Annotated in this window: 14 protein-coding genes; 9 read left to right on the top strand and 5 right to left on the bottom strand. The window is 66.8% G+C overall.

Annotated features, from left to right (window positions below; all coding sequences use genetic code 11):
* Nucleotides 1-107: 107 nt before the first annotated feature.
* Nucleotides 108-1,025, top strand: a complete 918-nt coding sequence (locus HNP48_RS05115; RefSeq protein WP_184855811.1) for an AraC family transcriptional regulator — start codon at nt 108-110, stop codon at nt 1,023-1,025.
* Here HNP48_RS05115 and HNP48_RS05110 read toward each other — a convergent pair.
* The 3 genes from HNP48_RS05110 to icd form a co-directional block, all read right to left on the bottom strand.
* Nucleotides 1,006-2,346 (bottom strand): tetratricopeptide repeat protein, encoded by a 1,341-nt coding sequence (locus tag HNP48_RS05110; RefSeq protein ID WP_184855810.1) that lies wholly within the window; start codon nt 2,344-2,346, stop codon nt 1,006-1,008. The two genes, HNP48_RS05115 and HNP48_RS05110, sit on opposite strands and share 20 nt — an antisense overlap.
* A 102-nt stretch (nt 2,347-2,448) precedes the next feature.
* On the bottom strand, nt 2,449-3,210 hold the full coding sequence (locus tag HNP48_RS05105; protein WP_260420146.1) for a CHASE2 domain-containing protein: 762 nt from the start codon (nt 3,208-3,210) through the stop codon (nt 2,449-2,451).
* A 44-nt stretch (nt 3,211-3,254) separates the two neighbouring features.
* Nucleotides 3,255-4,514 (bottom strand): NADP-dependent isocitrate dehydrogenase, encoded by a 1,260-nt coding sequence (icd, locus tag HNP48_RS05100; protein WP_184855808.1) that lies wholly within the window; start codon nt 4,512-4,514, stop codon nt 3,255-3,257.
* A gap of 196 nt (nt 4,515-4,710) precedes the next feature.
* On the opposite strand from icd, the gene HNP48_RS05095 reads away from it, so the two are divergent.
* Nucleotides 4,711-4,920, top strand: coding sequence for a hypothetical protein (locus HNP48_RS05095; protein ID WP_184855807.1), 210 nt, complete (start codon nt 4,711-4,713; stop codon nt 4,918-4,920).
* Between the two features lie 120 nt (nt 4,921-5,040).
* On the top strand, nt 5,041-5,538 hold the full coding sequence (locus HNP48_RS05090) for a DUF192 domain-containing protein (protein ID WP_184855806.1): 498 nt from the start codon (nt 5,041-5,043) through the stop codon (nt 5,536-5,538).
* 85 nt (nt 5,539-5,623) lie between these two features.
* Here HNP48_RS05090 and HNP48_RS05085 read toward each other — a convergent pair whose 3' ends face one another.
* Together HNP48_RS05085 and xseA are read right to left on the bottom strand one after the other, a co-directional pair.
* Nucleotides 5,624-6,205 carry a superoxide dismutase gene (locus HNP48_RS05085; RefSeq protein ID WP_184855805.1) on the bottom strand — a complete coding sequence of 194 codons (582 nt, stop codon included), beginning with the start codon at nt 6,203-6,205 and terminating at the stop codon, nt 5,624-5,626.
* A 168-nt stretch (nt 6,206-6,373) separates the two neighbouring features.
* Nucleotides 6,374-7,687 (bottom strand): exodeoxyribonuclease VII large subunit, encoded by a 1,314-nt coding sequence (xseA, locus tag HNP48_RS05080; RefSeq protein WP_184855804.1) that lies wholly within the window; start codon nt 7,685-7,687, stop codon nt 6,374-6,376.
* 354 nt (nt 7,688-8,041) lie between these two features.
* Here xseA and HNP48_RS05075 point away from each other — a divergent pair, with 354 nt between their 5' ends.
* From HNP48_RS05075 to adk, 6 genes are all read left to right on the top strand, one after another.
* The gene (locus tag HNP48_RS05075) at nt 8,042-8,683 is read left to right on the top strand and encodes a MotA/TolQ/ExbB proton channel family protein (protein WP_184855803.1); all 642 of its coding nucleotides are present in this window, start codon (nt 8,042-8,044) and stop codon (nt 8,681-8,683) included.
* A gap of 10 nt (nt 8,684-8,693) precedes the next feature.
* Entirely contained in the window at nt 8,694-9,134 is a 441-nt protein-coding gene (locus HNP48_RS05070) for a biopolymer transporter ExbD (protein ID WP_184855802.1), read from the top strand.
* Entirely contained in the window at nt 9,134-10,192 is a 1,059-nt protein-coding gene (gene lpxK, locus HNP48_RS05065) for a tetraacyldisaccharide 4'-kinase (protein ID WP_184855801.1), read from the top strand. The genes HNP48_RS05070 and lpxK overlap by 1 nt, the downstream gene beginning before the upstream one ends.
* A 37-nt stretch (nt 10,193-10,229) precedes the next feature.
* Nucleotides 10,230-10,412, top strand: a complete 183-nt coding sequence (locus HNP48_RS05060) for a Trm112 family protein (RefSeq protein ID WP_007858740.1) — start codon at nt 10,230-10,232, stop codon at nt 10,410-10,412.
* An 11-nt stretch (nt 10,413-10,423) separates the two neighbouring features.
* Nucleotides 10,424-11,206, top strand: a complete 783-nt coding sequence (gene kdsB, locus HNP48_RS05055; protein ID WP_184856495.1) for a 3-deoxy-manno-octulosonate cytidylyltransferase — start codon at nt 10,424-10,426, stop codon at nt 11,204-11,206.
* Between the two features lie 310 nt (nt 11,207-11,516).
* Nucleotides 11,517-12,173 carry an adenylate kinase gene (gene adk, locus HNP48_RS05050; RefSeq protein ID WP_184855800.1) on the top strand — a complete coding sequence of 219 codons (657 nt, stop codon included), beginning with the start codon at nt 11,517-11,519 and terminating at the stop codon, nt 12,171-12,173.
* Nucleotides 12,174-12,238 lie beyond the last annotated feature (65 nt).

Genomic DNA, 12,238 nt, shown 5'->3' with positions numbered 1-12,238 from the left:
TCGTTTCGTAGATATACTTTGATGCTAGTAATTCTCATTTGCATCTTCTACCCCGCAAGGAAGTGCATCTACCCGCAGCGGGAGTTTTTGAGAGAGGGGGTGTTGGGATGCACGATGCGAGCACCGTCGTCGACGTGGCGGGCTACCTGCCCTCCGACCTTTCGCAGCGCACGGATCTGTGGCCCGCCGGGCCGCAGCGCAGCGGCGCGCACATGACGGGCTATGGCCTGGCCGCGTTCTCCAGCCACAGCGAGTACGCCGACCCGGTGAGCATCACCGTCTGCGACTCGGCCGAGCGGCTGCACCTGTCGGTCTGGCTGCGCGATGGCCTGGCCGTGGAATCCGATGGCTGGAAGTTCCGCGTGGCCGGACGCGATACCGTGGCCGGCTACCTGCCGGGCACACCATGGAAATCCGACTTCCGCGGCCAGGCCCACCACGTGGGCCTGCTGCTGCCGCCTGGGCAGTTGCCGGTGCTGGGTGGCGAACAGGGCGAGATCTTCTTCAGCGACCTCAGGCGCGATGGCTTCCTGCGCGTGCAGCCCGGCACGGCCGAGGTGCTGCGCGCCGCGCACGAGCTCGATGCCACCCTGCTCAACCCGTCGGCCAGCCCGCTGCTGCGCGAGGCCAAGAGCCTGGAGCTGCTGGCCCACCTGATCGCGGCCGGGCGCGCCGAATCCGCGGCGCCCCTGATCACGCGCGTGCAGCGCGAACGCCTGCACCGCGCGCGCGAGCTGCTGCTGGCCGACCTGGCCGATCCCCCCAGCATCGAGCACCTGGCGCGCGAGAGCGGCATGAACAGCTTTGCCCTCAAGAAGGACTTCAAGCGCCTGTTCGGCCTGCCCGTGCATGCACTGCACCAGCAGGAGCGCATGCGCGCGGCCTGGCAGCTCATCGAGTCAGGCCGCCACAGCGCCAGCGAGGCCGGCAGCCGGCTGGGCTACACCAACATGAGCCATTTCGGCGCGGCTTTCCGCAAGGCCTTCGGCATCCTGCCGGGCGAGCTCAAGCGCCGGCAGGGTTGAACGCTGCGCCCCCGCGCCGAGCCACCGCCAGAAAGCCCTTCACGGGCGTGGCGAGTTCGTCGCGTACGTCGACGTCGGTGAAGTCGGGCGCCCCGAACCCGGCCGAGGCCAGGCGCTCACGCACATGGCTGCGGCGGTGGCTGTAGCGGCCCGAAGGGGCAATGGCGTGGCCGCCCGGCCCCTCGGCCAGGAGTTCCTCGAAAGACGCGATCAGCAAGCCGCCCGGCGCCAGCGCATGTGCGGCGGCGGCGAAGAAACCACCGGTATCGCCAAAGTAGACCAGGGTGTCGGCCGCGACCACGAGATCGAAGCTGCCGGCCGGGCCCTGCTCCATGCAGGCCACGACTTCCTGTTCGTGCAGGCTGCTGTAGACCCCCTTGTCCGCTGCCACCGCGAGCGAGCGGGCCGAGAGATCCACACCGACCAGCCGGCTGGCGAAGGGCGCCACTTCCAGCCCGCACAAGCCGGTGCCGCAGCCCGCATCGAGGATGCGCAGGCTGCGCGGGGCCGTGCCCAAACCGCGCAGCACCTTGCCGATCAGGGGCGGCACACCGTAGTGCAGCATGTCCACGAGTTTGTGCTCGAAGGTCTCCGCCAGGCCGTCGAAGTAGGCGGCCAGGTAGGCGTCGGATGCGCGCTCGGGTGCACCGCCGTCCCCGCTGCTGCCGCGCGCAGCCGCCAGCAGGTGGCTGGCTTCCGGGTTGCCGGGCTCCTGCGCCAGCCATTCCTCGTACATGCGCGCCGCATCCTCGAAGCGCCCGAGCACACTGTAGGCCACACCCAGCATGCGGCGTGGCTTGTCAGCCACGGGACGCAGCACATAGGCCGCGCAGCGGCTGCGCGCAGCCCCCGAGTTGTCGCCCCGTTGGGCCTGGGCATCGCCCAGGTTGTACAACGCGTCCTCGAAGGCGGGATCGATGGCCACGGCGTTCTCGAAAGCCGTGATGGCCTGGTCCGTCTGCTGGTGCCGCAGCAGCAACGCCCCCAGGTTGTTCCAGGCCTGTGCATGGCGCGCATCCAGCTCCAGTGCAGCCATGAAGGCCACGATGGCCTCGGCACCCTGCCCCGTGGCCGCGAGCATGTTGCCCAGGGTGTTGTGCCAGTCGGCCTCGCCGGGCGATGCGGCCAGCGAATCACGGACCAGGGCAATGCCTTCTTCGCTGCGGCCCCGCTGGTGCAGCAGCACGCCGAGGAAGTGGGTGGCTGAAGGTTGGCCGGGTGCCGCCGCCAGGATGCCGCGGTACCGGGATTCGGCCTCGGGCAGGCGCCCAGCGAGGTGCTCGCTCAGCGCAGCCGCGAACGCAGCGGCAGGATCTGCCATGGCGGGGATGGAAATGGGGGTGCTGGCGCCGTCCATGGATGCGGTAGGTCCCATCGTGGGCCGAAGGCCGGGATGAAAATCATGCCATACCGATGCAGCAGCTCAGGGGCTGGCCGCCAGGCAGGCCACCTGCTGCAGAAAGATCGCATGGACAGGAAGCTCCCGCCCCTGGCCGACGGCCAGGCGGGGCGTGTTCGACGCCATGTGGCCTATAACCACCACCTTGTCCCGGAAACGTGCCAGAAAGCGGCGCGACCCATCGACCACGGAGCGAAACGAATGCCCCTCAGGCACCGGCTGCTGCGCATGGAAGCAGCGGGCCTGCCCTTTGCCATCGAGCACGAACCGGCGGGGACCCAGCCGGAGCTCCGAGGGCGTGATCACCGCTTTCGCTCGCACCAACTCCTGCGCAGCCAGCAGGCTCAGGCTCTGGACTGTGCGCCCGTTGACTTGCGCCTGGACCTCGATGGATTCCTCTGCACCGGCTGCACGCTGGTGCACGAAGCCGAAACCGGCCGCTGCAGGGGCGAGGCGGCTGTTGGGGCCGACGGCCGAGCCATGCATCAAGCCATCGGGCCCCTCCACCACATCGGCAAGATCGATCTGCAGAAAGCTGGGAATTCGAGCCAACGCGGTCGCCAATTGCGCATCGGCATCCCTCGGTTCGTCCACAAAGAATTTGTAGACGATGGACCTGGCCCCCGCCTGCGCCAGACGGTGAATCACCGTGGCCGAAATGGCCCGGGAAAACGGAAAATCACCGAAATGGGCGATGTCTTCGTCGGTGACCGCGACGAACTCTAACCCCGAGGGTGGGCCCGCCCCGGCCTCGGCCACCCGTGCAGCAGCCGGCCCGACCCACATGCCCGCCACGGCAAGGCACAGGGCCGGCAACGCGCCGCTTCGCCTCACATGTTGTCGATCATGACCTGCCCGAAGCCCGAGCAGCTCACCTGGGTGGCGCCATCCATCAGGCGCGCGAAGTCATAGGTGACCTTCTTGGAGGCGATCGACTTCTCGAGCGAGCTGATGATCAGGTTGGCGGCCTCGACCCAGCCCATGTGGCGCAGCATCATCTCGGCCGAGAGGATCTCGGAGCCAGGGTTCACGTAGTCCTTGCCGGCGTACTTGGGGGCCGTGCCGTGGGTGGCCTCGAAGCAGGCCACCGAGTCGGACATGTTGGCGCCGGGCGCGATGCCGATGCCACCCACCTGGGCGGCCAGTGCGTCGGAAATGTAGTCGCCGTTGAGGTTGAGCGTGGCCACCACCGAATACTCGGCAGGGCGCAGCAGGATCTGCTGCAGGAAGGCATCGGCGATGCTGTCCTTGATGGTGATCTCCCGGCCCGTCTTGGGGTTCTTGAACTTGCACCAGGGGCCGCCGTCGATCGGCTGGGCGCCGAATTCCTTTTGCGCCAGGGCATAGGCCCAGTCGCGGAAGCCACCTTCGGTGAACTTCATGATGTTGCCCTTGTGCACGATGGTCACGCTGGGCTTGTCGTTGTCGATGGCGTACTGGATGGCCTTGCGCACCAGGCGCTCCGTGCCCTCGCGCGAAACCGGCTTGACGCCCAGGCCCGAGGTGTTGGGGAAGCGGATCTTCTTCACACCCATCTCGTCGAGCAGGAACTTGATGAGCTTCTTGGCCTTGTCCGACTCGGCCTCGAACTCGATACCCGCGTAGATGTCTTCGGAGTTCTCGCGGAAGATCACCATGTTGGTCTTCTCGGGCTCCTTCAGGGGCGAGGGCACGCCCTTGAAGTACTGCACGGGGCGCAGGCAGACGTACAGGTCGAGTTCCTGGCGCAGGGCCACGTTGAGCGAGCGGATGCCGCCGCCCACGGGCGTGGTCAGCGGGCCCTTGATGGACACCACGTACTCACGCAGCACGGCCAGCGTCTCGTCGGGCAGCCACACATCGGGGCCGTAGACCTTGGTGGACTTCTCGCCCGCGTAGACCTCCATCCAGTGGATCTTCTTCTTGCCGCCATAGGCCTTGGCCACGGCCGCATCCACCACCTTGATCATGACGGGCGTGATGTCGAGGCCCGTGCCATCGCCTTCGATGAAGGGGATGATGGGCTCGTCCGGCACGTTCAACGACATATCGGCATTGACGGTGATTTTCTGGCCTTGGGCAGGCACCTGGATGTGCTGGTAGCTGGTCATGGACGGGGGTCTCCGTTGGATATCTGAAACACAATTGTGCAGACGGGGCAAGTGCCCCCTGATCGCAAAGATTCTATAGACAAAAAAATGCCGAAAACCCCTGTCAACCGCGCGCGGGCTGCTATCGTTGCAGGTGGAGCCTCGTGAATATTTTGCGAGGCCCTCAACCCGATAGTTCGTCTAGGAAATGGCACATATGAAAAAACTCCTCGCTGTCCTGATGGCTGGTCTGTTCTCGGCCGGTGCGTCCTTCGCACAGGCTCCAGCCGCCCCCGCTGCTGCTCCAGCGCCCGCCGCCGCTCCTGCGGCTGCACCCGCTCCTGCGGCCAAGGCCCCTGCCCACAAGCAGTCCAAGAAAATGGCCCAGAAGAAGACCAAGAAGCACGCCAAGAAGGCTGCCGCCTGATGCGGCCGGGGGTTTGTGCGGATCTCTGACCCCCTCCCTTCCGGTTTGCTTCAAAATCGCCCGCAGTCGCGGGCGATTTTGTTTCTGGCGCCCGTTCCTCCCATCGACCGAGCTTCTTCCATGCCCAGCCTCCGCCTTGCCGCCCCCACCCCATTCCTGCGCCGCCATGGCCTGCTGGCCGTTCTGCTGGCCGCATCGCTCGCAGCCCTGGCACCTGCCAGCCAGGCCCAGGAGGGCCCCCAGCTGAACCTGCAGCGTGTGGAACTCACGGCGGGCATGCACCGCATCGATGCCCAGGTGGCCGTGGCCCCGGTGGAGCGCCAGATCGGCCTGATGAACCGGCCCGAGATGCCCCAGCACGAAGGCATGTTGTTCGTCTTCGAGCAGCCCAGCGAGCAGTGCTTCTGGATGAAGAACACCCTGCTGCCGCTGACGGCGGCCTTCGTCGCTGACGACGGCACCATCGTCAATCTGGAGGACATGAAGCCCCAGACGCTCGATTCGCACTGCTCCAAGAAGCCGGTGCGCTTCGTGCTGGAAATGAACCAGGGCTGGTTCGCCAAGAAGGGCATCAAGGCCGGCTTCAAGCTGGGCGGCGCCCCCTTCTCGAAGAAGTGAGCTCCCTGCGCCCATGAAAAAAACGGCCCTTGGGCCGTTTTTTCGTTTCCGCCCATCGGGGCGGATGGACTGCCGTCTGCGGCAATCAGGCGAAGTTGGCTTCGGCGAACTTCCAGTTGACCAGCTTGTCCAGGAAGGTTTCGACGAACTTGGGACGCAGGTTGCGGTAGTCGATGTAGTAGGCGTGTTCCCACACGTCCACCGTCAGCAGGGCCTTGTCGGCCGTGGTCAGGGGCGTGCCGGCAGCGCCGGTGTTCACGATGTCGACGCTGCCATCGGCCTTCTTGACCAGCCAGGTCCAGCCCGAACCGAAGTTGCCCACGGCGCTCTTCACGAAGGCTTCCTTGAAGGCGGCGTAGCTGCCCCACTTGGCGTTGATGGCCGTGGCCAGCGCGCCCGATGGCTCGCCGCCGCCGGCGGGGGCCATGCAGTTCCAGAAGAAGGTGTGGTTCCAGATCTGGGCCGCATTGTTGTAGATGCCGCCGCTGGACTTCTTGACGATCTCTTCCAGGGACATCGATTCGAACTCGGTGCCCTTTTGCAGGTTGTTGAGGTTCACCACATAGGCGTTGTGGTGCTTGCCGTGGTGGAATTCCAGCGTTTCCTTGCTGTAGTGGGGAGCCAGGGCATCGATGGCGTAAGGCAGCGGGGGAAGGGTATGTTCCATGGTTTTTCCTCGTGGTGGTTTGAATCGGGTGGGCTGCCGCTGCGCCCATGCGGCAATGCAGCAAGCCCCAGGCGAACGGGCATTGTAGGAAGAACGTGTGACCTGTGCAGCGAAGTTGGCAAGCAATCGTGCGCTGCAGGGAGCTACGGGCTCTGATCCTACAGCGCGCTACAGCAATCGCGGCTGGCTGGCGACGGTGACGTCCACCACGCCGTCGGCCAGCGTGGCCTTCAGCGCGTCGCCCGGCCGGGCCTGCTGCACGCTGGTGACCGAGCGGCCGTCGGCATCGGCCAGCAAGGCATAGCCGCGTTGCAGCACCAGGCGCGGGTCCAGCAGTTCCAGGCGCAGCGCGGCACGGTCCACCCGCTCGCGCAGGCCGTCGATGCGGCGCTGCACCTGTACTGGCAAGGCAGCGGCGGCGGCCTGCTGCGCCTGCTCCATGCGCTGCAGGCGCAGCAGCACGGCATGGCGCATGCGCTGGGCCGTGCGGGCCAATTGCAACTGCTCACGCGCCACCAGACCCGAGGGCCGGCCCAGGCGTGCGGCCGCCTGGTCCAGCCGCTGGTGGCGGGCATCCAGCAGCCGCTGGATGCCATCGGCCATGCGGCCTTCGATCAGGTCCAGGGCGCCCAGCCAGACCTCGCGCGGCTGTGCCACCAATTCGGCGGCCGCCGTGGGCGTGGGTGCGCGCAGATCGGCGCAGAAATCCGCAATCGTGAAGTCGGTCTCATGCCCCACACCGCTGACCAGCGGCACCGGGCTTTGCACGATGGTGCGGGCCAGGTGCTCGTCATTGAAGGCCCACAGGTCTTCGATGGAGCCGCCACCACGCACCAGCAGGATGGTGTCGATGGGCGGCCGGCCTTCCGCCGGCCCCTGCTGTGCCAGCCGGTACAGCCGGGACAGGGCCGAGATGAGGGACTGCGGCGCCGCCGCCCCCTGCACCTGGGCCGGCACCAGCACCACGGGGACATGCGGTGCGCGGCGGCGCAGGGCCGTCACCACGTCGTGCAACGCAGCCGCCCCGAGCGAAGTGACCAGGCCGATGCCGCGCGGCTGCACGGGCAGCGGCCGCTTGCGGGCAGCATCGAACAGGCCTTCGGACTCCAACTGGGCCTTCAGGCGCAGGAACTGCTCGAACAGAGCCCCCTGCCCTGCACGCTGCATGCTTTCCACAATGAACTGCAGGTCACCCCGGGCTTCGTAGACCCCGAGCTTGCCGCGCACCTCCACCAATTCGCCATCGCGCGGCGAAAAGTCAAGCAGGCTGGCGGCACGCCGGAACATGGCACAGCGCAACTGGCCCTGGGGGTCCTTGATCGAGAAATAGCAATGCCCGCTGGACGCGCGCGAGAAGCCCGTGATCTCGCCGCGCACCGCGACAGGATTGAAGCGCGCCTCCAGCGCATCAGCAATGGCGCGGCACAGCGCACCAACTTCCCAGACGCGGGGCGCTGCCATGGGGTTTGTACGATCAAACATGAGCAATGGCGGCCATTGGCGCCCCATTGGCAGAGCGAGTCTTCCACAGAAACGGCGATGCAGCCGCCGAGCGTGCCTGAGAACGATTCTCGCCTCGCACGCCACAGACATACGTGCAAGTTATTGATTTATAACGATTTTTCACTGCGCAATTTTTCATCAATCTGTTGCAAGCACGGCGCCAAGCCACTTTGCGGACCCCGGCAACCCGGTTGCCCACAAAGTTATCCACAGTTTTTGTGGGTGACGCCACAGTGCATGGGAAGCGTCCGCCAAGGTAACGGTTTGTGACCAAAAGCTGCCAAGAAGCTGGGCCATAATCGCCGATTGCCCCTCATCTGCGCGGAGAGAGATTTGCTGTCCATCATACAAGCCGCAGGCTGGCCGATCTGGCCTCTGATCCTGTGTTCCATCCTCGGAATGGCCCTGGTCATCGAACGTTTCGTGGCCCTCAAGACGGCCCGTGTTGCGCCGCCCAAGCTGCTCGACGAAGCCATCACCGTCTCGTCGAAAAGCCTGCCCACGCCCGACGTGGTGAACCAGCTGGCGCAGAACTCCGCCCTGGGCGAGGTGCTGGCCAGCGGCCTGCGCACGCTCAACAGCAACCCGCAGTGCAGCGAGGCCGATCTGCGGGCCGCCATGGAAGGCACGGGCCGCTCCGTCGCCCACCGGCTCGAAAAATACCTGTCCGCCCTGGCCACCATCGCCTCGGCAGCGCCCTTGCTCGGCCTCTTGGGCACCGTCATCGGCATGATCGAGATTTTCGGCTCCCAGGTGGGTGCCGGCGGCGTGGGGCAGGCCATGGGTGGGGGCAACCCGGCCCGCCTGGCACACGGCATCTCCATCGCCCTGTACAACACGGCCTTCGGCCTGATCGTGGCCATCCCGGCGCTGATCTTCTGGCGCTACTTCCGCGGCCGCGTCGATGCGTACCTGCTCACGCTGGAGCTGGCCTCCGAGCAGTTCGTGCGCCATATCCTGCGCCACAAGAAGTGACGAACCGGTCATGAACTTTCGCCCCCGCACCAAGGAAGAACCGGAGATCAACCTGATCCCGTTCATCGACGTGCTGCTGGTGATCCTCATCTTCCTGATGCTGACCACCACCTACAGCAAGTTCACCGAGCTGCAGCTGACCCTGCCCGTGGCCGACACCGAGCAGCAACGCGACCACCCCAAGGAGGTCGTGGTCGCCGTGGCGGCAGATGGCCGCTATGCGGTCAACAAGACGGGCGTGGACGGCAAGAGTGTCGATGCCGTGGCACGCGCCCTGCGCGATGCAGCCACCGCCATCGGCAAGGACAGCGTGGTCATCATCAGCGCCGATGCGCTGTCACCCCACCAGGCCGTGGTGACGGTGATGGAGGCCGCGCGCCGCGTGGGCCTCACGCAGATCACCTTCGCCACCCAGTCGTCGGCCGGCGCGCGGGCAGCCAACGGTCGTTGATGGCCGGGCGCGAGCAGCCCCCCTCTGCCGGGCTGCGGCAGGCCTGGCAAACCAGAGGCCCCGCCGCCTGGGCCCTGTGGCCCACCTCCCTTCTCTATGCAGGCCTGGTGCGGTTGCGCCGGGCCCTGTACCGCAGCGGCCTGCTGCACTCCGAGCACCCGGGCAGGCCCACCATCGTAGTGGGCAATGTGATTGCCGGCGGTGCCGGCAAGACCCCGGTGGTGATGGCCCTGGTGGAACACCTCCAGGCCCGGGGACTCCAGCCCGGCGTCATTTCGCGTGGCTACGGCCGCAGCACCAGCGACTGCCGCGAGGTGCTGGCCGACAGTCCGGCCAGCGAAGTCGGCGATGAACCCGCACTGATCGCGCGCCACTGCGGTGTGCCGGTCTTCGTGGACCGCCAGCGCAGCACCGCCGCCCGCGCACTGCTGGCCCGCCACCCCGGCACCGATGTCATCGTCTGCGACGACGGCCTGCAGCACCTGGCGCTGCAGCGCGACCTGGAGGTCTGCGTCTTCAACGACCAGGGGGTGGGCAATGGCTTTCTGCTGCCCGCAGGGCCGCTGCGCGAGCCCTGGCCGCGCGCGGTGGACTGGGTGCTCCATCCCGACTCTGCCGCCGCCCCCGCAGGCCCGGCACCCACATTTGCCTTGCGGCGCGGTCTGGCCGAGCATGCCGCTCGGGCCGATGGCAGCCGCATCCCCTTGCAATCGCTGCAAGGTCGGCCTGTGCATGCCCTGGCGGCGATTGCCCGGCCCGAGGATTTTTTCGGCATGCTGCGGCAGCGGGGTCTGGACCTTGCGCGCACCACGGCCTTGCCCGACCACCACGACTTCACCGGCTGGGGTGAGGGAAAAGAGGGGTCCGGCGGCCGCCTGCCGCTGCTGTGCACGGCCAAGGACGCCGTGAAGCTCTGGCCGCTGCGCCCCGATGCCCTGGCAGTTCCCCTGGAGGTGCGCGTGGATCCCGCTTTTTTCACTGCACTGGACGCCCGGTTGGCAACGCTGGTGGCCCCAGTCTCGCTATCATCGCCCCCTGCCCGCCCACCGGTTGCATGATCGACCGCAGGCGCCACCGTCTTCCCTGAGAGCTGCCATGGACCCCAAACTGCTTGAACTGCTGGTCTGCCCCGTCACCAAGGGCCCGCTGACCTTTGACCGCGAGCACCAGGAGCTGGTCTCGCGCAGCGCGCGCCTGGCCTACCCGGTGCGCGATGGCATCCCCGTGCTGCTCGAGAACGAGGCGCGCACGCTGACCGACGAAGAAGTCGAGGCATGAGCGCGGTGTTGCTGCCCGCCTCCGCGCCCTTCACGGTGGTGATCCCGGCGCGCATGGCCTCGAGCCGCCTGCCGGACAAGCCCCTGGCCGACATCGCCGGCCTGCCCATGGTGGTGCGCGTGGCCCAGCGCGCCGCATTGAGCGCCGCCGCCCGCGTGGTGGTGGCTGCCGATGACCCGCGCGTCATGCAGGCCTGCCAGGCGCATGGCGTGCCGGCCATTCTCACCCGAACCGACCACGCCAGCGGCAGCGACCGCCTGGCCGAGGCCTGCGAGCAACTGGGCCTCGCAGGTGACGATATCGTGGTCAATGTGCAGGGCGACGAGCCGCTGATGGACCCCAGCCTGATCGACGCCGTGGCGGCCTTGCTGCCCGCACGGCCCGAGGCCAGCATGGGCACGGCGGCCCACGCCATCCACACCCTGGCCGACTATGAAAACCCGAACGTGGTGAAGGTCGTGCTCGACGCCCGCGGCCTGGCCCACTACTTCAGCCGCGCGCCCATCCCGTGGGCGCGTGACCATGCAGGCACAGCCTGGTGGGACAACGCAAAGGGCGCAGTGCCGGCAGGCTTCGCGCCGCTGCGCCACATCGGCATCTACAGCTACCGCGCGGGCTTTCTGCGCGCGTTCCCCACACTGCCCCAGGCCCCGACCGAAGTCATGGAGGCATTGGAGCAGTTGCGTGCCCTGTGGCATGGCCACCGCATAGCGGTGCACACCACGGACACGGCGCCGGGCCCCGGCGTGGACACCCCCGCGGACCTGGAGCGCGTGCGCGCCCTTTTGGCCTGACACCAAGGCCGGCCAAATGCACTGATCTGGTGCGGCAATGCCCCATCCTACGCATTTATACGCACGTCATATCGCGCGTGTAAGCCAGTGCAAGGCGGTCACATGCTATCCTCGACGCAACGAGAGCATTGCATCCCGGGCTCCACAAGCGCCTGCGCGAGCACTGACGTAGCAGCACACCACCCCGCAGCCTCTGCCCCATCCGTGGAGCACTGTGGTCTTTTTTTGCTGCCACTTCGGTGAGCTTTGCGCAGGCATGCGATCCGCCCCTGCCAGCAGTGCCACCGATTTCTAACCTTCGAGGACCTTCATGAGACTGATTCTGTTGGGCGCGCCCGGCGCCGGAAAGGGCACGCAAGCCACGTTCATCTGCCAGAAGTACGGCATTCCGCAGATCTCCACCGGCGACATGCTGCGTGCCGCCGTGAAGGCCGGCACGCCGCTGGGCCTGCAGGCCGACGCGATCATGAAGTCGGGCGCCCTGGTCAGCGACGACCTGATCATCAACCTCGTCAAGGAACGCATTGCGCAGCCCGACTGCGCCAAGGGCTTCCTGTTCGATGGTTTCCCGCGCACCATCCCCCAGGCTGACGCGATGAAGGCCGCGGGCGTGAAGCTCGACTACGTGCTGGAGATCGATGTGCCCTTCGAGGCCATCGTCGAACGCATGAGCGGCCGCCGCTCGCACCCCGCCAGCGGCCGCACCTACCACGTCAAGTTCAACCCGCCCAAGGTGGAAGGCAAGGACGACGTGACCGGTGAAGACCTGATCCAGCGCGACGACGACAAGGAAGAAACCGTCAAGAAGCGCCTGCAGGTCTACAGCGACCAGACCCGCCCCCTGGTGGACTACTACAGCCAGTGGGCCAAGGCCGAACCGGCCGCCGCCCCCCAGTACCGCGCCATCAGCGGCATGGGCAGCGTGGACGACATCACGCAGCGCGCCTTCGCGGCACTGGCCAGCTGATTTTTCAGCAGCCCTTCAACAACAAAGCCGGGCATGCCCGGCTTTGTTGTTTCTGCCTCTCCGGC

Source organism: Acidovorax soli (genome assembly GCF_014207955.1).
Classification (GTDB): Bacteria; Pseudomonadota; Gammaproteobacteria; order Burkholderiales; family Burkholderiaceae_C; genus Acidovorax; species Acidovorax soli_A.
This window is presented reverse-complemented; position numbering and strand designations above follow the sequence as displayed.

Coding starts and splice junctions, on each gene's coding strand:
- HNP48_RS05115 (WP_184855811.1), top strand. CDS start 108: ATGCACGATGCGAGCACCGTCGTCGACGTGGCGGGCTACCTGCCCTCC.
- HNP48_RS05110 (WP_184855810.1), bottom strand. CDS start 2,346: ATGGCAGATCCTGCCGCTGCGTTCGCGGCTGCGCTGAGCGAGCACCTC.
- HNP48_RS05105 (WP_260420146.1), bottom strand. CDS start 3,210: ATGTGGGTCGGGCCGGCTGCTGCACGGGTGGCCGAGGCCGGGGCGGGC.
- icd (WP_184855808.1), bottom strand. CDS start 4,514: ATGACCAGCTACCAGCACATCCAGGTGCCTGCCCAAGGCCAGAAAATC.
- HNP48_RS05095 (WP_184855807.1), top strand. CDS start 4,711: ATGAAAAAACTCCTCGCTGTCCTGATGGCTGGTCTGTTCTCGGCCGGT.
- HNP48_RS05090 (WP_184855806.1), top strand. CDS start 5,041: ATGCCCAGCCTCCGCCTTGCCGCCCCCACCCCATTCCTGCGCCGCCAT.
- HNP48_RS05085 (WP_184855805.1), bottom strand. CDS start 6,205: ATGGAACATACCCTTCCCCCGCTGCCTTACGCCATCGATGCCCTGGCT.
- xseA (WP_184855804.1), bottom strand. CDS start 7,687: ATGTTTGATCGTACAAACCCCATGGCAGCGCCCCGCGTCTGGGAAGTT.
- HNP48_RS05070 (WP_184855802.1), top strand. CDS start 8,694: ATGAACTTTCGCCCCCGCACCAAGGAAGAACCGGAGATCAACCTGATC.
- lpxK (WP_184855801.1), top strand. CDS start 9,134: ATGGCCGGGCGCGAGCAGCCCCCCTCTGCCGGGCTGCGGCAGGCCTGG.
- HNP48_RS05060 (WP_007858740.1), top strand. CDS start 10,230: ATGGACCCCAAACTGCTTGAACTGCTGGTCTGCCCCGTCACCAAGGGC.
- adk (WP_184855800.1), top strand. CDS start 11,517: ATGAGACTGATTCTGTTGGGCGCGCCCGGCGCCGGAAAGGGCACGCAA.